This window comes from Shewanella sp. UCD-KL21, assembly GCF_001957135.1.
Taxonomy (GTDB): Bacteria; Pseudomonadota; Gammaproteobacteria; order Enterobacterales; family Shewanellaceae; genus Shewanella.
The window spans coordinates 100,815-120,724 of sequence record NZ_MPHK01000014.1 but is presented as its reverse complement, the minus strand read 5'-3'; the positions used below and the strand labels follow the sequence as shown (position 1 = coordinate 120,724).

At 41.9% G+C, this 19,910-nt stretch carries 19 protein-coding genes and 1 pseudogene; 12 read left to right on the top strand and 8 right to left on the bottom strand.

Annotated elements, in window-relative coordinates; all coding sequences use genetic code 11:
* Window positions 1-444: hypothetical protein (locus tag BM739_RS20360; protein ID WP_217697846.1), on the bottom strand; the 444-nt coding region annotated here is incomplete at its 3' end.
* Window positions 445-1,140: 696 nt separating this feature from the next.
* On the opposite strand from BM739_RS20360, the gene BM739_RS13595 reads away from it, so the two are divergent.
* Window positions 1,141-1,392: a YkgJ family cysteine cluster protein gene (locus BM739_RS13595; RefSeq protein WP_076541501.1), complete on the top strand. Its 252-nt coding sequence runs from the start codon at window positions 1,141-1,143 to the stop codon at window positions 1,390-1,392.
* Window positions 1,393-1,424: 32 nt separating this feature from the next.
* Complete coding sequence (locus BM739_RS13590; protein WP_076541499.1) at window positions 1,425-1,880, top strand: Rrf2 family transcriptional regulator; 456 nt, start codon at window positions 1,425-1,427, stop codon at window positions 1,878-1,880.
* Window positions 1,881-1,940: 60 nt separating this feature from the next.
* Here the strand turns inward: BM739_RS13590 and BM739_RS13585 are convergent, their stop codons facing one another.
* The 4 genes from BM739_RS13585 to gpmM all read right to left on the bottom strand — a co-directional run bounded on the left by BM739_RS13585 (window position 1,941) and on the right by gpmM (window position 6,808).
* A complete protein-coding gene (locus BM739_RS13585; RefSeq protein WP_076541497.1) occupies window positions 1,941-2,807 on the bottom strand; it encodes a divergent polysaccharide deacetylase family protein in 867 nt (288 codons plus the stop codon).
* 11 nt (window positions 2,808-2,818) lie between these two features.
* Complete coding sequence (locus BM739_RS13580) at window positions 2,819-4,021, bottom strand: S41 family peptidase (protein WP_076541495.1); 1,203 nt, start codon at window positions 4,019-4,021, stop codon at window positions 2,819-2,821.
* A 110-nt stretch (window positions 4,022-4,131) separates the two neighbouring features.
* Window positions 4,132-5,265 carry a murein hydrolase activator EnvC gene (locus tag BM739_RS13575; protein WP_175609529.1) on the bottom strand — a complete coding sequence of 378 codons (1,134 nt, stop codon included), beginning with the start codon at window positions 5,263-5,265 and terminating at the stop codon, window positions 4,132-4,134.
* Window positions 5,266-5,275: 10 nt separating this feature from the next.
* Window positions 5,276-6,808 carry a 2,3-bisphosphoglycerate-independent phosphoglycerate mutase gene (gene gpmM, locus BM739_RS13570; RefSeq protein WP_076541493.1) on the bottom strand — a complete coding sequence of 511 codons (1,533 nt, stop codon included), beginning with the start codon at window positions 6,806-6,808 and terminating at the stop codon, window positions 5,276-5,278.
* Between the two features lie 378 nt (window positions 6,809-7,186).
* Here gpmM and BM739_RS13565 point away from each other — a divergent pair, with 378 nt between their 5' ends.
* The 4 genes from BM739_RS13565 to BM739_RS13550 all read left to right on the top strand — a co-directional run bounded on the left by BM739_RS13565 (window position 7,187) and on the right by BM739_RS13550 (window position 10,597).
* Complete coding sequence (locus BM739_RS13565; protein ID WP_076541491.1) at window positions 7,187-7,621, top strand: rhodanese-like domain-containing protein; 435 nt, start codon at window positions 7,187-7,189, stop codon at window positions 7,619-7,621.
* Between the two features lie 131 nt (window positions 7,622-7,752).
* The gene (gene secB / locus BM739_RS13560) at window positions 7,753-8,241 is read left to right on the top strand and encodes a protein-export chaperone SecB (RefSeq protein ID WP_076541489.1); all 489 of its coding nucleotides are present in this window, start codon (window positions 7,753-7,755) and stop codon (window positions 8,239-8,241) included.
* Between the two features lie 3 nt (window positions 8,242-8,244).
* Window positions 8,245-9,264, top strand: a complete 1,020-nt coding sequence (gene gpsA, locus BM739_RS13555) for an NAD(P)H-dependent glycerol-3-phosphate dehydrogenase (protein WP_076541487.1) — start codon at window positions 8,245-8,247, stop codon at window positions 9,262-9,264.
* A 148-nt stretch (window positions 9,265-9,412) separates the two neighbouring features.
* Window positions 9,413-10,597 carry an NAD(P)/FAD-dependent oxidoreductase gene (locus BM739_RS13550; RefSeq protein ID WP_076541485.1) on the top strand — a complete coding sequence of 395 codons (1,185 nt, stop codon included), beginning with the start codon at window positions 9,413-9,415 and terminating at the stop codon, window positions 10,595-10,597.
* Window positions 10,598-10,739: 142 nt separating this feature from the next.
* Here BM739_RS13550 and BM739_RS13545 read toward each other — a convergent pair whose 3' ends face one another.
* On the bottom strand, window positions 10,740-12,227 hold the full coding sequence (locus BM739_RS13545) for a type I restriction endonuclease subunit R (RefSeq protein ID WP_175609528.1): 1,488 nt from the start codon (window positions 12,225-12,227) through the stop codon (window positions 10,740-10,742).
* A gap of 17 nt (window positions 12,228-12,244) precedes the next feature.
* On the opposite strand from BM739_RS13545, the gene BM739_RS13540 reads away from it, so the two are divergent.
* Window positions 12,245-12,748 carry a hypothetical protein gene (locus BM739_RS13540; protein WP_139326890.1) on the top strand — a complete coding sequence of 168 codons (504 nt, stop codon included), beginning with the start codon at window positions 12,245-12,247 and terminating at the stop codon, window positions 12,746-12,748.
* Window positions 12,745-14,331: a TnsD family Tn7-like transposition protein gene (locus tag BM739_RS13535; protein WP_076541481.1), complete on the top strand. Its 1,587-nt coding sequence runs from the start codon at window positions 12,745-12,747 to the stop codon at window positions 14,329-14,331. The genes BM739_RS13540 and BM739_RS13535 overlap by 4 nt, the downstream gene beginning before the upstream one ends.
* A 331-nt stretch (window positions 14,332-14,662) precedes the next feature.
* Here BM739_RS13535 and BM739_RS13530 read toward each other — a convergent pair whose 3' ends face one another.
* Entirely contained in the window at window positions 14,663-15,727 is a 1,065-nt protein-coding gene (locus tag BM739_RS13530) for a nucleotidyl transferase AbiEii/AbiGii toxin family protein (protein WP_076541479.1), read from the bottom strand.
* Entirely contained in the window at window positions 15,724-16,347 is a 624-nt protein-coding gene (locus tag BM739_RS13525; RefSeq protein WP_076541477.1) for a DUF6088 family protein, read from the bottom strand. Before BM739_RS13525 ends, BM739_RS13530 begins: the two co-directional genes overlap by 4 nt.
* Before the next feature lie 123 nt (window positions 16,348-16,470).
* On the opposite strand from BM739_RS13525, the gene BM739_RS20545 reads away from it, so the two are divergent.
* From BM739_RS20545 to BM739_RS13515, 4 genes and pseudogenes are all read left to right on the top strand, one after another.
* A complete protein-coding gene (locus tag BM739_RS20545) occupies window positions 16,471-17,019 on the top strand; it encodes a hypothetical protein (RefSeq protein ID WP_254843546.1) in 549 nt (182 codons plus the stop codon).
* A 30-nt stretch (window positions 17,020-17,049) separates the two neighbouring features.
* On the top strand, window positions 17,050-18,060 hold the full coding sequence (locus BM739_RS20540; protein WP_254843545.1) for a DEAD/DEAH box helicase family protein: 1,011 nt from the start codon (window positions 17,050-17,052) through the stop codon (window positions 18,058-18,060).
* Window positions 18,038-18,529: a DEAD/DEAH box helicase gene (locus BM739_RS20535; RefSeq protein WP_254843544.1), complete on the top strand. Its 492-nt coding sequence runs from the start codon at window positions 18,038-18,040 to the stop codon at window positions 18,527-18,529. Before BM739_RS20540 ends, BM739_RS20535 begins: the two co-directional genes overlap by 23 nt.
* A 407-nt stretch (window positions 18,530-18,936) precedes the next feature.
* Window positions 18,937-19,728 (top strand): annotated as a pseudogene (locus tag BM739_RS13515) (PhzF family phenazine biosynthesis protein).
* Window positions 19,729-19,910 lie beyond the last annotated feature (182 nt).

Genomic DNA, 19,910 nt, shown 5'->3' with positions numbered 1-19,910 from the left:
CACGTCGGGCGCGGGTTCGTCTCTTGATAAGAGTAAGTCCGCTCCGCCAACATTACGATAAGCCCTGCTAGCAATAGCAAGGGCTTTTTCGTCTCTGTTATTTAAAGAATGAATAATAGTGACCTGCGAAAGTGGTTTGCTAAAGCAGCGGTAATTCAGTTGCTTAGACTCTTGATTAGAGATAAATGGCCTGTCACGCCGGGGGCGCGGGTTCGTCTCTTGATAAGAGTAAGTCCGCTCCGCCAACATTACGATAAGCCCTGCTAGCAATAGCAGGGCTTTTTCGTCTCTGTTATTTAAAGAATGAATAATAGTGACATGGGAAAGTGGTTTGCTAAAGCAGCGGTAATTCAGTTGCTTAGACTCTTGATTAGAGATAAACGGCCTGTCACGCCGGGGGCGGGGGGTCGTCTCTTGAAAAGAGTAAGTCCGCTCCGCCAACATTACGATAAGCCTTTCTAGCAATAGCAGGGCTTTTTCGTCTCTGTTATTTAAAGAATGAATAATAGTGACATGCGAAAGTGGGTTGCTAAAGCAGCGGTAATTCAGTTGCTTAGACTCTTAATTAGACATAAACGGCCTGTCACGCCGGGTGCGCGGGTTCGTCTCTTGATAAGAGTAAGTCCGCTCCGCCAACATTACGATAAGCCCTGCTAGCAATAGCAGGGCTTATCGTATCTGTTATTTAAGGAATGAATAATAGAGGCTTTTTTCGTTGTGGAATTTAATAAATTATCAGCCCTAAAGCGACAGTTTTGTTACTGGTGATTTTAGTATGTCGTTCTATTTCATGAGTAAGGTTAGCAAGAATGGATTAGCGCTAGACTTTCGCTAATGTGATTAAATTGCAGGTCTGGCTAATCAGATTTTGTTTAACCTTTTCACTAAAGCTCTTTTCACTTGAGCCCTTTTTACTAAAGTCCTTTTCACCTAAGTCTTTTTGAATGCGAGCGCTTGTTGTATCTAAGGATACAAATCGATTAAATTTTTTGGTATTAATCACGATATAAGTCGTTTCGATTGTGCTTAAATCTCACACTTTTCATTAAAAGGTGCATTTTATGTGCGTTTTTTGATGTAGATGTTTTTATATTAGCGATGAGTAAGATATATTGCTCGTTTAATCTAGTGGGTGGAAATATGGATTGTCGTTTAGGCTGTGGCGCTTGTTGTATTGCTCCGTCAATTACTAGCCCAATACCTGGCATGCCTAATGGCAAAGCTGCAGGGGTTCGCTGTATTCAGTTAAATGACGATAATTTGTGTAAGATTTTTGGCGATCCATCGAGACCTGCTGTTTGCGCAGAATTTACCGCGACAATGGATGTTTGTAGTACTTCAAATGAGCAAGCGTTGATTTTGATCACTGAGCTGGAAGCTTCTACGTCTTAGTATGTACCTTTAATTAGTTTGGATATGTCTTTATGCAACTGACCCGTTATACCGATTATGGCACCCGTATTTTAATGTACCTTGCTGCACAGCCAAAAAGAGAGACTTTATTTCGTATCGCCGAAGTAACTGATGTCTTTGAACTGTCTTCAAATCATGTGGCAAAGATCATTCATCATTTGGGTAAGCTAGGTTATATACAAACTATTCGTGGTAAAAGTGGTGGCTTTAAATTAGCGGTTCATCCTAGTGAGATTAATCTCGGTAAGCTTGTTGGTGAATTAGAGCCTTCATTGGCCCCTGTTAATTGCAGTGAACCCTATTGCCGCTTTACGCCAGCATGTAGTTTAAAAGGTATTTTAGCTCGGGCTGTCGATGCCTATATGGCGGTATTAAATGAATGTACGCTTGCAGATATCGTTAACAATGCTGATGAGCTTTTAAAAACCTTACCGGATACGTCGATTGCAATTTTAGAGCTTAGCTAGCTGTTATTATTGGTCGTTATGATTTTCAGCCGAGTGGCAAAGCCATTGCAGAAATACTGATTATAATATGAGTGTGGTATCAGCAGTTGTTGGTTTTAATTCGGTTTTTTGACTGTTTTGACTGTTTTGACTGTTTTGACTGTTTTGACTGTTTTGAGTTTTAGCGAAAGGATCTAGCTTGTTGGAAATATCTGCGCCTGACGGTATATTTTTAGCCATATTGATTGGTAGTAAGTTTGAGGTATGTACCAAGCGAATATCGTTAGCTGCTAATCGGTGTAGATTTTGATTTAAAAATAATACTGTCTCAGGATATGGGTGGGCGATCACCACTAAGCTTTGTTTGTTTTTCGCTTTTAGCATTATCTGCTTAAATTGTTTCTCTAGTGCCTGCTCACTGACATCGTTATCTAAAAATATTTGTCTGCGTAATAATGGCACCTCATGTTGCTTGGCCTGCTCACTGGCAACACTAAAGCGGGTTGTCCTGCTATCGACAAAATATAAATCCTGCTCTTTTAAGCTTTGCATCAGCCAAGTCATTGGGCTTTCAAGTTGTGTCAGTAAACTGCCCATATGATTGTTGGCCCCTTTAGCGTAAGGGATACTGGCAATTGAATCTTTTAGCTGTTGTTTTAACTCTTGTTCATTCATCTCATTCGTTAAACCACCTTGTCCGAGCTTTTTACCATTAAGTGCCTGCATTGGAATATGCAGCATAATTTCATTGCCGCGCAGATGACCTTGCTTAGCAAGTTGCTGACCTAATGGAGTATGAGGTAAAACCGAAAGAGTAATGGCGCTGGGTAAAGACAACACCGCCTCATCGGTTTGACGATAGCCTATATCGTCAATGATGATAGCGATTTGTGTTGCTTGAACTGGAGCCGTTAACAGTAAAGCTAAAAGTATCAATATATAGCGCACAAAGTCTGCTTTTAATTATGAGTTGTTATCCATGCAATAGCTGAAGAAATCTGACCATCCTGTGGTTCATCATATTGCGCTGTAGTTTGTTCAATTATATCCAGATAATCTGTTTTTAGAATAGCATCATTTGATATTTTAATGTCCGGTTCAATGCCTTTAGTGTGAATGTCGTTACCATCTGGGGTGCTATATTTTGCAATCGTGAGCTTTATGGCATTGCCCATATCCAGCATGGGGATCAAACTTTGCACTGTTCCTTTACCAAAGCTGGTTTCTCCCACTAGGGTGGCGCGGTTATTTTCTTGTAATGCTGCAGCCAGTACTTCAGATGCCGATGCTGATCCCTTATTAATAAGTACCACCATTGGCACGCCTTTAAATATGCTAGGTTGCGAGGCGTAGTAGTTTTCATTGGCATCGAAAAAACGCCCTTCAGTTGAAACAATTAAGCCTTTTTGCAAAAACAAATCAGCAATGCTGATGGCTTGACTGAGTAGCCCGCCGGGATTGTTTCTAACATCAATAATAAGGCCTTTTAATTGCTGTTGTTGCCATAATTTAGCTTGGTTAATAATGGCATTGGTCGCGTCTTCCTGAAACGAGTTAAGTTGTATATAGCCGATATTATTATCAATAATTTTCGCATTAATTGATTGAATATGAATTAGCTCAGGGGCGAGATTAAATAGAAATGTTTCGTTAGCTTGGCGCTCAATAGTGAGTGTTATTGGCCGCTTGTTGATACTGTGCTGCTTAATCTCGGTAAGCACATCGGTTAAATTAGTTTGATCAATCAGGGTGTCGTTAAGTTGCAGGACCTTATCGCCAGGTTGAATATTAGCGCGCGCCGCAGGTGAGTTGGCATAAGGCGTAATGATAGTGATTTGGTCGTCATCAGTTGCCACTTCAAAGCCGAAACCAAAGTACTGGCCATTATTACTGTCATTAATGCTTTGGTAGTCGCCAGTATCTAAAAAACCTGAATAGGGGTCTAGTTTATTAAATATTCCTTCGATGGCGTATTCAATTAAGTCTTCACGGTCTACTTCGTTAAAGTAATAGGTATGAACCGTATCGATGACATCAAGTAAGAGTGAGTAACTGTATTCAGATTGCGATTTGTAGTGTTGCTCAGAACTGGATAAGTTCATCGAAAATGCAACGCTAACACCTAATATGAAGCACAAAAAATAACGTGTAATTTGCATCATAACTGCCCCTTAGATACCTTGCGGTATTATTAGGGCGTCGATTGATCAACGATTAAACCTACGGAAGGTTTGATAACCGCTAAAGATTAAATTACTTTATTATTAGCGTGTTATCGACAATATCTCGCTGGGTTAATGGCTTGCCCTTTGTGTCTTATTTCAAAGTATAGGCCAGATTCTGTTTGTCCGCCTGAACTGCCAACAAGTGCAATGGATTCACCTTTTTTAACGGTTTCGCCAGGTGGAATAAGTAATGACTGTGCATGGCCATATAAACTCATATAGCCTTCGCCGTGATCGATCACCATAACCATGCCAAAGCCCCGTAGCCAGTCGGAATAGATCACGGTGCCGTGAGCAATAGCGGTGATGGTTTGTCCTTCAGGAGCGGCAATCACCGCGCCTTTCCAGCTAATTTGCCCTGAGCGGCTACTGCCAAACTTAGACGAAACTCGTCCTTTAGTTGGCCATTTTAATTTACCGCGCAGCTTGGCTAGTCCATCCATTGAGGGGCTATTTTTGGCCGCCAGCACTGCTTGTTCGATAAGGTGTTTTAAGCTGGCTTCTTCAATTTGTAGTTGTTCAAGCTCGGCGCCTTTACTGGTCAAGGTGCGTTGAATTTGTGCTAAGGTTTGTTGACGTTGTGATTGTTCTTTAGCGAGTTGTTTTGCCTGCTTTTGTTGCTCAAGAATTAAGGCGTTGAGTTTTTGCTGTTCATTTATCTGCTCAACTTTGACTTGCTCTAATTGCTCAATGGTTGTTTTTAAGCTGGTAATGGCTTTAATGCGGGCATTATTAAGATATTGATAATACGCTAACATCCGCTCAACTGTGGCGGGGTTTTGCTGGTTAAGCATCATCTTTGAATAGTCATGGTTACCGGCAAGGTAAGCGCTAGATAATTGTTTAGATAAGGTCTTTTGCTGCGTAGCTCGCAGTGTATCTAAGTTGATTTTTTCAGCATCAAGTTCGCGAAGTTTAGTATTTACCGCAGACAGTGAAGTTTGGGTTTGATTAACTTTTTGAGCAGCATTAGAGATAGCTTGCTCATCTCGCTTTAACAACGAAATGAGCTTTTCTCGTTGACGACTGGTGTCCTTCAAAGAGCTTTGTTGTTGGTTAATCTGAGCCTGAATAGATTTCAGCTCTGATTGACGCTTACCAAGATCGGCACTTTGAACTGATGATGTCAGTATCATCAAGCCAGCAAACATGCTGGCTTTAAACAAAAGTCGTTTTTTCACGAGTGGCTAGTTACTCTTTGAGTTTAATGATTGAACGGCCGGTCATTTCCTGCGGCACTTCTTGTTCCATCAAGGTTAACATAGTCGGCGCAATATCGCTCAATCGTCCGCCTGCATCAATGGTGGCTTCTCGGCCAACATAAATGAAAGGCACTAATTCACTGGTGTGGGCAGTATGGGCTTGACCAGTTTGTTCATTGGTCATTTGCTCCGCATTACCATGATCGGCAGTTATGATGCATTCGCCGCCGACTTTCGCTAGCGCCTCAACCACACGGCCAATACAAGCATCGACTGCTTCACAGGCTTTAACGGCGGCATCAAATTTACCGGTATGACCGACCATGTCACCATTTGGATAATTACAAATAATCACGTCATAGTCAGTAGACTCAATAGCTGCAACTAATTTATCAGTGAGCTCTGTTGAGTTCATTTCAGGCTGTAAATCATAGGTTGCCACATCAGGCGACTTAATTAAGGTGCGATCTTCGCCTTCAAATGGCTCTTCTTTACCGCCATTAAAAAAGAAGGTCACATGGGCATATTTTTCTGTTTCAGAAATACGCAGCTGCTTTTTACCTTGTTTTTGTAAGGTTTCACCTAAGGTATTGACCAGATCTGTTGATGGAAATGCCACCGCAGCGTCAATGTCATTAGCATAGTTGGTTAGCATCACGAAGTTGATTGCTGGGGTAACTTCACGTGTAAAGCCTGCAAAATCGGTTTCGACAAAGCAGCGAGTGATTTCACGGGCGCGGTCGGCGCGGAAGTTCATGAAGATTAACGCATCGCCATCAGCTAAGCTTGCGGCTTCACCTATGGTAGATGCAGCGACAAACTCATCGTTTTCATCACGCTCGTAAGCGGCATCTAATGCCTCAACAGCGCTTGGGTAGTTAAAGTCACCCTTGCCTTGAGCAATTAAGTTAAACGCTTTTTCAACCCGATCCCAGCGGTTGTCGCGATCCATGGCGTAGTAACGACCAATCAATGAGGCAACCTTACCGTGACCTAAGCCTGCAAATAACTCATCAAAATGGGTCAGAGAGTTTTTTGCGCTACGAGGTGGGGTATCACGGCCATCTAAAAAGGCATGTAAATACACCTTAGTGGCACCGCGCTCAACGGCCATGCGGCACATGGCTTCAATGTGCTCTTCATGGCTGTGAACACCACCTGGCGACATTAAACCCATAATATGTACAGCGCCATCATTGGCGATAGCTTTATCGATTGAAGCGCACAGTGCTTCATTTTGATTAAACTCATTGTCAGCAATGGCTTTGCTAATGCGGGTAAGCTCTTGGTAAACAATACGGCCAGAACCAATATTGATATGACCCACTTCTGAGTTACCCATTTGACCGTCAGGTAGGCCAACATCCATACCTGATCCGGAAATTAAACTATTTGCATATTGGGCGGTTAACTTATCTAAAACTGGAGTTTTCGCATGAAAAACCGCATTTTGATGCGTATTTTCACGATGGCCCCAGCCATCTAAGATAAGTAATGCCAGTGGACGTTTTTGTGTCGTCATGGGAGTACCTTTAAGTTTTAAAAGAAAAAGTTTTAAGAGGAAGCTAAAATTTTAATGGTATGGATATTACTTCTTTTTCAGCTCCTGAAAAAGAAATTAACCTTTGAAGAGCGGCTCAGGAGTGGCAATTTGCGATGAATTGCTTGACCAGTCACAATCCCCGTGCAAGGTGAATAAGGCTCAATAACACCACATTTAGTCAAAAACCTCTGAGCTATTGCCCTTGGGAGAGTAAGCAAATGCAATGTTTCGTCGTTAAAGTGCTGCCCATGGCACAGTAGAGAAGATGATTAGGCTTGAATTTGCTGCATTATAAAGATGCAATCGGTATACTCTGTGGCTTATTAATTTTAGCCATTTTTAAAGTAGGCAGAGAAGATGCAAGAATATATCGAATTTTTTCAAGCTAACCCTGTATTAAGTATTGCGTGGGTTGGTTTATTTGCTGCAGTTGTGGTGATGACCATTAAATCAGCAACCTCAAAAGTGAGCAACGTCAATACTCAAGAGCTAACCATGCTAATGAACAAGCAAGGCGCTAAAGTTGTTGATGTGCGTTCTCAAGACGATTACCGCAAAGGTCACATCGTTGACGCTATTCATGTGCCATTAGCAGAAATCAAAAATAATAAAGCGACTGCCCTTGAAAAGTTTAAAACCAGTCCCATTATTACTGTATGTGCTGCTGGAATGACATCTTCGCAAGCTGCTCAACTTCTTGTCGCTCAAGGGTTTGAGAACGTTCATAACCTAAAAGGCGGTATGGGTGATTGGCAAGCGGCAAACTTACCTGTTGTTAAAGGTAAGAAGTAAGATAACAAACTGGTGAGACCCAATTTACCGGGATGGTCTAAAATGTTGTCTAACGGCCACATTTTAGCGACAAGCCCAAATTTACGATTAGCTTCGCAGAAGAGCTAAAAAACATTTGAAGGTAGGAAATCATGGCTGAAGTAGCAAACAACGAAGAGCAAGCACCACAATTCAACATCCAACGCGTTTACACAAAAGATGTGTCTTTTGAAACGCCAAACAGCCCAGAAGTTTTCCAAAAAGAATGGAATCCAGAAGTTAAGCTGGATCTTGATACTCGTAGCAATAAGTTATCTGATGATGTTTATGAAGTGATCCTTTCTCTTACTGTTACTGCACAAAATGGCGAGCAAACTGCTTTCTTATGTGAAGTTCAACAAGCTGGTATCTTCTCTATCACTGGCTTAACTGAGCAACAACTTGCTCACTCTTTAGGTGCTTACTGCCCTAACGTACTATTCCCATACGCACGTGAAACTGTTGGTAACTTAGTTTCTCGTGGTACTTTCCCACAGCTTAATCTTGCTCCAGTGAACTTTGATGCATTATTTGCACAATATGTTCAAAAGCGTCAGCAAGAAGCTGCTGCAGCTCCAGCTGCTGAAGAAGCAAACGCATAATATATGAATAATAATACTGCCGAAATTACAGTATTGGGGGCGGGGTCTTATGGCACCGCCCTTGCCATTTCTCTAGCTCGTAGTGGTCACAAGACTTTACTATGGGGTCATGAGGCTGAGCATATGGCAGCTTTAGCTAATGATCGTGCTAACAATGCATTTTTACCTGGGATTGCATTCCCAGATAGTCTTGAAATTGAAGCCGACTTAGCCACAGCACTTGCTGCAAGTAAAAATGTATTGGTTGTCGTGCCTAGCCATGTATTTGGTTTAGTACTGCAACAGGCCAAGCCTTTGTTACGTGACGATGCTCGCATTGTCTGGGCTACAAAAGGTTTAGAGCCTGAAACAGGTCGATTACTGCAAGATGTTGCTCTTGAGCATCTGGGAGATAAATTCCCATTAGCAGTATTATCGGGGCCGACTTTTGCAAAAGAGCTTGCTGCAGGCATGCCTACAGCTATTTCGGTAGCGGGTACTTGCGCTGACTTTACTAACGATTTAGTAGAGTTACTGCATAGTCCTAAGCGTTTACGTGTTTACGCTAATGATGACTTTACCGGTTTACAATTAGGTGGCGCAGTTAAAAACGTTATCGCAATTGGTGCAGGTATGTCTGATGGCATCGGTTTTGGTGCCAATGCACGCACAGCATTAATCACTCGCGGGTTAGTTGAACTTACTCGTTTAGGTGTCGCGTTAGGTGCAGATGCTAATACCTTTATGGGTATGGCGGGCCTTGGTGACTTAGTACTAACCTGTACTGATAACCAATCACGTAACCGTCGCTTTGGCTTGGCATTAGGTAAAGGCAGTGATGTCGATACAGCTCAAGATGAAATCGGTCAAGTGGTTGAAGGTTATCGCAACACCAAAGAAGTTTACACTTTAGCTAAACGTCTTAATGTTGAAATGCCAATCACTGAGCAAATATACCAAGTGCTTTACAAAGGTAAAGCGCCAGTCGATGCAGCTAAAGAGCTTCTCGGCCGTGAGCAAAAGTCTGAAACTATCTCAGATTAGTGTAAGTGTGAATGCGACTAAAAGGGTGCTAATATAGCGCCCTTTTTTGTGGCCGAAATAAACCCAATTATGCCTTTAAGGCGTATATTGATAATTGGTTTAATGCCATAAATGTTGACCCAAACCATTGCAAAAAGAGAGTAAGCTTGTGACACATCATGACGTAATTATTATTGGCGCTGGCGCAGCAGGATTAATGTGTGCAGCTACAGCTGGCTATCGAGGTCGTGATGTTTTGGTGCTGGATAATGCTAAGCAAGCAGGCAAGAAAATTCTCATTAGTGGTGGTGGTCGTTGTAACTTCACTAATCAAAAAGTGGAACCCCACAATTTCTTATGTGGTAACAGTCATTTTGTTAAGTCAGCCTTAGCACGCTACCGTTCAAGCGACTTTATTGAGTTGGTTGAACGTCATGGTATTGAATATCATGAGCGTGACCATGGGCAGCTATTCTGTAATGATTCGGCCAAAGAAATCGTCAGTATGTTGATGACAGAGTGTGAATGGGCTAGTGCGCAAATACAGCTGCGCACCGAGATAGTGTTAGTGACCAAAAACGATGCAGGGCAATTTGAAGTAATCACCTCAAACGGTGACTTTAGCTGTGAGTCACTGGTGATTGCCACTGGCGGGCTATCAATGCCCAAACTGGGCGCATCACCTTATGGCTATAAGCTGGCAGAGCAATTTGGGTTAAGCGTGTTACCAACCCAAGCGGGTTTAGTGCCATTCACTTGGCATACTGAGCAAAAAACGCGCTTTGAACCGTTATCGGGCATAGCGGTGCCAACAACAATCACCGCACAAGATGGCACTCAATTTAGTGAAGCATTATTATTTACCCATCGCGGCTTATCAGGCCCTGCAATTTTACAAATTTCAAATTACTGGCAAGCAGGCCAAAGTATTAGCATTAACCTGTTACCCAATGAGTCAGCAAAAGATAAAATCGAGCTAGCGCTAGCGAATAACCCTAAGCAAAGCCTACGTAACACCATAAGCCAATGGCTGCCAAAGCGCTTAGTTGAAGCATTATTTGAAGCCGTCTTGCTTGATAAAGCCTTAAACCAGTTAGGCCATGGTGAGCGTGAGCAAATAGCGCAAGACCTCAATCAATGGTCAATCGTGATGAATGGTACCGAAGGCTATCGCACTGCTGAGGTAACCTTAGGTGGCGTAGATACCAATGAACTATCATCTAAAACCATGGAAGCAAAAAACGTCGCAGGCCTTTACTTTATAGGTGAAGTTATTGACGTAAGTGGTTGGTTAGGTGGGTTTAATTTTCAATGGGCTTGGTCATCTGGCGTCGCTGCGGGAATGGCGGTTTAATTGTAAGCATGGAATTATAACGAAGACAATTGGAATTAAACGAAGACAATCTTTTTGTGAAAATTGCTTAAAATTAACTTATCTAATTGATTGTTATAAATTAAAATATTGTCTTCGTTTTTGTGTGGTTATCTAAATTAAACTAAAAATTATTTTGTCTAAATCGCTTGTACAAGCTCTTAGCTATATCATTAACAGCAATACCCCGTACATCAGCATCACCCATTAGGCGTTGGAAAATTTCTTCGTTATCATCCATGCGATCAATTAATATGTCTTCAAACATTTTTGATAATATTGATGAAAAGTCATTAAAGCTATTTGCTGAAGCGGCTTCTTTAAGCTCTTCGCTTTCAAATGCCTCTTCTTCTATTTGTTCAAAGAACAAACGGTCAGCTTCGGTGAAGTCAGTGCCAAATCTTTCATTAAGAGCCCTTACTAACTCAGATAGAGGTACTTCTTCGGCGGAAGTACCTGTACCTACATCAGAAGGTCCACCTAAATCATCGGCATTACCTGGTTCTAAATTTATCGAACCTTCACTGATTTTTTGCAAACGATAATATTCAAGTTCAACATCACCATCTATCTGATAACCAGGGCCTGAAGCATCCCTTGGTAATTTCGTTAATAAATAACGTAAATAGGTATAGAGCTTTTCTAAATCAGTATCTTGGTAAGGCATTACTTGTGACAAGAAGCTATACATATTTCTGAAGTTAACTAATAAGCTTTTAAAGTCACCTTGCGATTCATTATCTAATGCTACATATCTTTCTACTGCTAAATCGATAACGCCGTTCATTTTTGCGTGATCATGTACACTCTCTTTGCGTTTAGGTGCAAAGTAAATCGCGCAAAAATCATTAACTTCGTTATTGTGAATAACTTGGTGCTCATCAATTTGACTCTGTAAACGATAGAGATGATGAGGATCCGTTAACTCTTCTGCGCGAGTAACTTTATAAAATGGCTTAAATGCTTCAAAAATTTCTTCAGGCTCGTTTCTAAAGTCCAATACAAAAGTATCTTCCTTGCCAACAGCCATACGGTTTAATCGTGAAAGCGTCTGTACGGCTTGTATACCAGACAATTTTTTATCAACATACATCGTATGTAATAACGGTTGGTCAAAGCCTGTTTGGTACTTCTCTGCAACTAACAATACCTTATAGTCGTCTGTTTCAAACTCTTCTGGTAACGCTCTTTCAGAAATACCATTGTTCATGCCTACTTCTGTATAATTTACGCCAAGTACTTTAGGGTCTTCCACTGTGCCAGAAAAAGCGACCAAGCTTCGCACATCGGTATAGCCCTTTTTAGCTATATAATCATCAAAGGCATTCTTATAACGCACCGCATGTAAGCGTGAGTCTGTTACCACCATAGCTTTAGCTCGTTGACCTATTTTGTGACGAACATGCGTTCTGAAGTGTTCAATCATTACTTCTGTTTTTTGGGCAATATTATATTCATGCAGTGTTAAAAACCGAGCAAGTGCACGAGCAGCTTTCTTGCGTTCGACATGAGTATCTTCTTCTGCGGTTTGGGTAATTTGGTAGTAAGTTTTATAGGTAGTGTAATTTGCTAATACATCGAGTATAAACTTCTCTTCGATCGCCTGGCGCATGGTGTAATGATGAAAAGGTGCTTCACCAGTTGTGTGGCGCTAAAATATGCCCTATTCATGATCATGTCTTGTATTCTCATGATGAATTAAAAGTGTTGCCATTTACACTACCGCATCATTGGTTAGATACCGCTGAGGCTATGTCGCTTCAGCCTTGGGAGATTGAATGGCAACCATTTATCTACAGCGTCGATAAAACGATAAAAGAAGATCCTCTTTGGCCTAATCGAGTTAAAGCGCAAATTCGTCGATATTTGAATTGTGAGTCCGAGTTACCCTTGCAACAAAAAGAGCGTAAACGGTTCGATCAACTAGCGAAGCAAATGAAGGAAGACTTGGGTCAAGAGTGCATGTTTGGATTGTTTTCATCGCAAAGGCCTGAGCGAAGCAGGCAAACCAATATCCTGTGGGCAACGTTATCAGGCCAACTAGGGAGTGCTAAAAGTCGGCATCCGCTTTACTGGTTAGCAATAATTTTTTGGCTTCGCAATGAATTATCAGAGTGCCAGCATCTGACATGAATCATCTCGCCCCCCATGCTAACGAATCAATATTCAGCTGGGTGGTGAGATACCATTTAATGTGCAGTGTGGGACATGAAAAAAACACCTATCAAACCCTATTTCAACAACCCAAAACCCGTATCCATCCTTATCTACCTCAATCGCTAGTGGGTCTCGCCGAACACGGTGAGCTCACCCCGCACCAATGGTTGGTCAACCACACGCTATTCCCGCTGTTTCATTTTTTCGGTCATGATGCGAAGCAGAAACTATCATCAGCTATGCTCCATGGCACCAGTAATGCGGTCATTACCGCTAATATCCCCCATGCGAGGCTCAATTTTTCTGCCGGCCATCGGGTGTGTCCACTGTGTTTCTCTGAATTCAGAGATAAGACTGGTGTTCCGATGTTTGATATTCGTCAACAGATCCCTGGGCTTGTAGCTTGCCCAATCCATCATTGTTTACTGGTGGTGGTACCGAGTGGTGATGTGGGCCTCGATAGGCAATTAAGTTTTTCTCACCCAAGTTTTACACCTCATATATATCGGGTTGAGCATCAATTGACTATTGATTTTGCTCAGTTTTGTTGGGATTCGTTGGCGCTAATAAAAGATAAGCCATGCGATTTAGCCTTGCTGCATGCTCACTATCGACACCAATTAATGCAAAGGGGGTTTATGACGCGCTCTGGGCAGATCCGTATGGCGAGGTTGGTGCATGCTATTTCAGAGTGTTATCAAGATATGGTGTTTGATCTTGATAGCGAATTTGATTTTGGTGAACGTTTTCTAGGGCCGTTAGTTCGCAATAAAACCCGAACCCTAAATCATCCGTTTAAGCATCTGATTTTAGGCTTTTGGTTGTTTGATAAAGATCCTCGAGGTTTTTTAGGTCAAGAGAGTCCGTTTCAGCTAATGCCCAGTTTTAATGCGCCTACTGAAGTAAATGATGATCGTGAGCGTATTTTGTCTTTGTTGTCTGATGGGGTAAGTATGTCTCAGATTGAAACTAAGATTGGTCGGAGTCGATGTTATATCCGCCGTATTGCTGAGTTAGCTGGAATAAAACATGCCAGTAATGCCAATGCCTTTTCGCAAGCAAAGCGCCATTGGGTGTTGCTGCTGGCCCAACTTGGGCGCGACCGACATGATATTTCGAAATGTGTTGGGGTGGGTTTGGGTTATGTCGAGCAGTTGATTTCAAATACGCCTGGCCTGGTACAGTGGCGTCAGCAATTGAATGCGATGAGGAAACATCAGTCGTCAGTGATTGAGCTACTTGATGCGCGTCAATCGCACCCAGAGTGGCGCAGAAAAGAGCTTAAATCCCACCACAGTCGAGCATTTTTTCATTTATATCACCATGACCGAGATTGTCTCGAAGCGATCTTGCCCCCAGCGTTGAAGCCATTACGACAGCTCAAGGATTGGGAAGCTGAGGATGCGAGATTGGTGCTGGCGATTAGTGAGCTTGAGGGGGCTGAGTCAATGTCACTGACGGTGCTAGCATCGAAAGTGCGCGATAAGGGACATTTAATTAAGCGGCTTGATAAGTTGCCATTAACGCTGGCGCTACTGGTTAAATTGGGATTGAAGTGACGATTTGGCTGACTGCACACAATGGGTGGTTATGTTAAATCGCGGAGTTTGGCTGTGGAAATGGCGCTTTGGCGTAACTTGAGGCCTTAAGTCATTACTTTTAGTGGCTAACTTGGCGAGAATTAATCTTTTCTGCCTGAAAGTTTGTCACGGTTTTTGGTCTGTTTATTGTTGTGATATTGCTGATTTACATTTGAGGGTGATTTAACGTTTAAAGTCACATAGATGACAGATTTTGCTGCTGGTGGACGGGGATGCTGAAGCAATATTGGCTTAACAGTGAAATTCATCCTATAGGGGGATAGGCGGGGTGCTATTGCATGTGATCTTGCTATTTCAGCGAAGCTTTTATATGTGCATTGATGTCATTTTGAGTCGCTGTAAGCCGCGTGACTATGGCGTCAAATAGATCTGGAGTGGTAAAAAACATACCGCCAGCTACGGCCTCTGCATGATCTTGTGAAATATCCTCTAACCTTTTAGTTTCTGGGATCAGTTTTAGTTCGCCTTGAAGTATCTCTTCGTAATCAACTCCAGGGCTGGCCCAGCGGTGTTTTTTCATTTCGATGACGGCAAGCATGGCCTCTGATGTATTGAGGGGATCGGCAAACTCCATATTTAGAAGACAATCGACATCGTACCAATGTCGAGCAAGTCTATTTGGATTGGGATCTTTCTCTTGGGTTGAAAATTGGTGCAATGCCGTTAATTTCTCCCAAAGAATAAAGTCCTTCTGATATGCCATTACGCTGGCTTTCGGTAGTGCTAGTGATGCGAAATCAGGAATACTATCCATATAGCAATTAATATCAATGATTTCAGTTGGCTTGCCTCTGTTTCTACCGCCAAATTCCAATAGTATATAATCAAGCTGGTAGTCATTAGCGCTGTAGGTTACACGTGGGAAATGGATCTCAATTTTTTCACCATGTGAGTCTGGTTCAAGCTCGGCAGACAGTCCTTCTATATTGTACTGCGCAAGACGATGATTTAGCTTTTCAACTAAGTCGTTGCTCCACTGCACAAGACGTTTCTGCTGCTCATCTCTAAACTTCTTATTTTGGCTATTGCTTTGAATGCTCTTTTGCCATGCTGCAAGCTCATCATCTTCTGACAATCCTGACAAATCGGCCCAATGAATCGATAAATCAATATCTTCGGAGAAGCGCTCAATAGCGCTCCAGCATTTACTGAGTGCTGTTCCACCTTTAAATGCTACCGAGCAGTCACCGAGTAACTTTTCGTCGTATAGTAGGCGGAGAATTTCAGCAACCCAGACATCTTTTTCTAGAAAGTTAGCAACTAAACCATGCTCATGTTGTTGGGCGGCATATGAAAACATGTTTGCAAGATCTTCATGTTTAGATTTATCGGCATATAGGTCAAAAATGCTCATGAACGAAGACTACTCTCTAGTTGATTTAACTTGTATTTCCATATTTTTAAAACTGGACTATTACTTAATTTTTGAAGCACTTGAATGGCTTCTTCTTCTTGCAAATTTAAGCGTTTAAACGCCATATGCAGTGTAGATAGCGGAGTGTGTTCAGGCGAAAGGGACAGTAAGCCTCTAAATAAGACTCCCTCAGGTTTATTTATCCACTGCAACTTGGTTTCAGTCGTATGTTTTACTTGGACAATTTCATTACCGACGTGAAACTCACGCGTTGGTCCAGTCGTCCAATATACGGTTTTAACCGGTGCCTGGGTTTGCATGCCGAGTCGATAGGCGGCTTCTAATCCCTGAGGGGCTATTTTATATTTGTGAGTCCTAGCCCATGTCTTCGCCACTTCTTCAGCTTTTGCTGTGATTTTGATCGAGGGAATACTGGCTAAGGGTTTTGGGCGGGAATATATCCCTTTTGCAACACGAGCAACTTGCCCTTCCTTGGTTAAGCGACTCATTGCCTTTTGAACAGATGTCGTAGTACCTAGAGAATAAAAATTCTCTATGGAAAATGGGACACCTCGTTTCATTCGAGATAATCTATTGGCAACTAACGCTGAAACTGACAAGGTTAAAATATCCTGACAAGATATAATGAGTGTGGTTTCATTGTAGCCTAGTTATGATAAGGTTTGTAGCTATATTTATGTCAGGTTTAATCAAGTCACATCGCAATTAGGATGCCAAGAATTATGTCGTCTGATGTTGAACTAAAAACAATAGAGCAAAGACTGGTTGAGTTGGAAGGCGAGCGACAAACCTTGTTAGCTAGGCGCTCTGCTTTACTCGATTCTAACCTTGCGGTATTGCGCTTAAGTAGTTCTCAGAAAATAGATATCTACATGAAGCTATTTCGTGGTCGGCAAGATATTTATGCAAATCACTGGCAGAACAAGCGGGGACGTAGTGGTTATTCAGTTGGGTGTCACAATGAGTGGCAACAAGGTAAATGCAATAAACCTAAGATTAAATGCATGGAATGTGTTCACCAAGCATTTAAGATTTTGGATCAAAAAGCGATATACAATCACCTCGCAGGCCGTCACATTTTAGGTTTGTACCCACTACTGGAAGATTACAGTTGTTGGTTACTCGCGGCTGACTTTGATAAGTCGGATTGGCAAGAGGCTGTGTCGGCTTTTCGAAAAGCGTGTAACGAGTTCAAAGTCCCTTGTAGTGTAGAGCGTTCACGTTCGGGCAATGGAGCCCATATTTGGGTATTTTTTGAGTCTCCTGTATGAGCTCAAGATGCCAGGCTGTTAGGTTTTATCTTGCTCGATAAAGCCATGGAATTTCATGCTGGCTTATCATTCGAGTCTTATGATCGACTGTTTCCTAATCAGGATGTTTTACCTATTGGTGGATTTGGTAATTTGATTGCACTTCCTTTGCAGCATGCTCCTCGACAGCAAGGTAACAGCATATTTGTTGACGAAAATTTATACCCTCACTCTGATCAGTGGGGTTACTTATCATCTGTTCAAAAACTTACAAAGCAACAACTGGAAATTATACTTAGTTATCAATCACAAGAAGTGAAGCAAGATACAGAGAGAAAGCCTTGGGAGCTAAACTACACCAGAGACAATGATGTCATTACAGGCTGTCCGGAAAAGTTAACTCTAATTTTGGCTAATCGTTTATACCTTAGTATGAATGCCTTACCGCAGGCGCTATTGGCAAAGCTAAAGAGAATTGCGAGTTTTTCTAACCCAGTCTTTTTTAAAACTCAGGCTTTACGATTTTCAACCAATGGGATCCCACGCTTTATTTGCTTGGCGGATGTTGATAATGGCTACCTAGCTTTACCTCGCGGTTGCTATGATGAGGTAGCTAGTCAGCTGGAAAGCAATGCGATTGAGATTGAGTTGGAGGATAAGCGCAGACAAGGTACTTGTTTAAAGGGGCTAGTGTTTATAGGTGAGTTGAGGAAAGATCAAAAGAAAGCTGTAGCGGTATTGGCAAAGCATGATACTGGTGTGCTACATGCACCGACGGCATTTGGCAAAACCGTCGCGGCAATTGGTCTGATCCACCGGCGTAAAGTGAATACGCTAATTTTGGTTCATAGTCGTCAGTTATTGGAGCAATGGAAGGAGCGCTTAACAGCTTTTCTTGATGGTTGTGAGGTGGGGTTAATTGGTGGTGGGAAACGTAAGCCTACGGGACAAGTTGATATTGCCACCTACCAGAGCTTGATTAATCGCAAAGATAATAGCGTTGACTCACTTTTGTATGATTATGGACAAGTTATTATTGATGAATGCCATTATTATTTCTGATATTTTATCGGTTGTTGCACAACAAAGGCATCCTATAATTCTAACTGAGCGCAGAGATCATGCTGAATTGTTAGGCGAATTACTGTTAAAAAATGGGATTAGCTTTGTGCTTCTGCGAGGTGCAATGAGCGCTAAAGAGCGAGCGCTTTCAATGGCGGCCTTGGATGATACTCAAGTCATAGTGGCGACAGGGAAATATATTGGTGAGGGGTTCGATTTGCCAAAGTTAGATACTTTATTTCTTGTTTTACCCATCTCTTGGAAAGGCTCGCTAGTGCAATATGTTGGTCGAATACAAAGACAATTTGAAGGAAAAGATAAAGTGATAGTGTTTGACTATCTCGATTCTGCCTTGCCAATGCTGCAAAGAATGTATCAAAAGAGAGCTAAGGGCTATGCTGCGATGGGGTATACTGTTACTGAAAAATATGAAGAGTTATTACAGGCTAATCTAGTTTTAGATCAATGAGGTTGCTCGCCATTTGCTAGAGTTAAGTAGTGAATTAGAGTCGTTTGCCGGTGGCATTGAGTGTGACGAAGTTGGATGATAGAGTTGTAGCTCCTTTCAAATTAACTACGGCTACAAATCCTTATTTTTGAACGACTAATGTAAGTTAACGAGTCAGATCAGATGCTTAGGTTTGTCTTCGTTATAATTCAATTTTATTTGCTGAAAAGGCGCCCATTTTACTAGGTTTGTAGAGCGACTTTGTCTTCGTTTTAATTTCATCATTACATAATTTTTATAGCCTTAACCGGCTAAATTAGCTTTAATGACATGCTGATAAATTGCCTGATCTATTTACAACTGTTAGGCAAATATGACTCAAGGATTTGGAGCTAAATTTGGAATTAGACGCAATGAACTCAGACGCTATAGAATTAGATGTATACGTGGTGGATGCGTTCACCAAACAGCAATTTAAAGGCAATTCTGCTGCCGTTATTCCAATAAATCAATGGCTTGATGATGGATTGATGCAGCGCATTTCTGCTGAAAATAACTTATCTGAAACAGCGTTTATTAAATGACTTGCAACTAACCACTATGAAATTCGCTGGTTTTCGCCACTGACTGAAATCGACTTTTGTGGTCATGCGACTCTGGCAGCCTCGTTTGTGCTGTTTAATCATTTAGATTGTGATGGTGAACTTAGTTTTAGCACTAATAAGGTCGGCTGTTTAACGGTAAAGCAGTTAGCTGATAAACGCATTCAAATGAGCTTCCCTAATCAAGCTCCGCAACCTGTAAATAAAGTGCCAGAAGCATTATTAGCAGGTTTATCTATAACGCCGCAAACAGTACTCAAAAACGATCAAGCCTACTTTGCCGTTATGGCGTCTGCAGATGAGGTTGTTGCTGTCGAGGCTCAATCTGTCATCCTTAAAAGCCTTGCCCCTCATGATGTTGTTGTCACGGCTAACGATGATAAGTCTGATTTTGTCTCTCGTTATTTCTGGCCCGCCAATGGCGGTGATGAAGATCCGGTAACAGGCTCTATTCATGCAGGGTTAGCCCCATATTGGTCAGAAATTTTAGTTAAAAATGAGCTAGTAGCACGACAAGCATCGAGCCGTGGCGGGATATTATATTGTCAGCTAGAGGATGATCGTGTTTTAGTCTCGGGCTATGGGGTGCTGTATTTATTAGGAAAAATATACGTTTAAAGCACCATATAAAATTAAAGGATGAGTATCAATATCGCTGCCGTAGTCATAGGCTCTTGCCGAGATACTCGTACCGCTATCGTGATTCACTACCAGCAAACATGATGCGGGTGTGTGTTAATTACAATAGCAGCTTGAAAATAAGATGAGTCTTCAGCTAGCCATATGTTTAATACGCACAA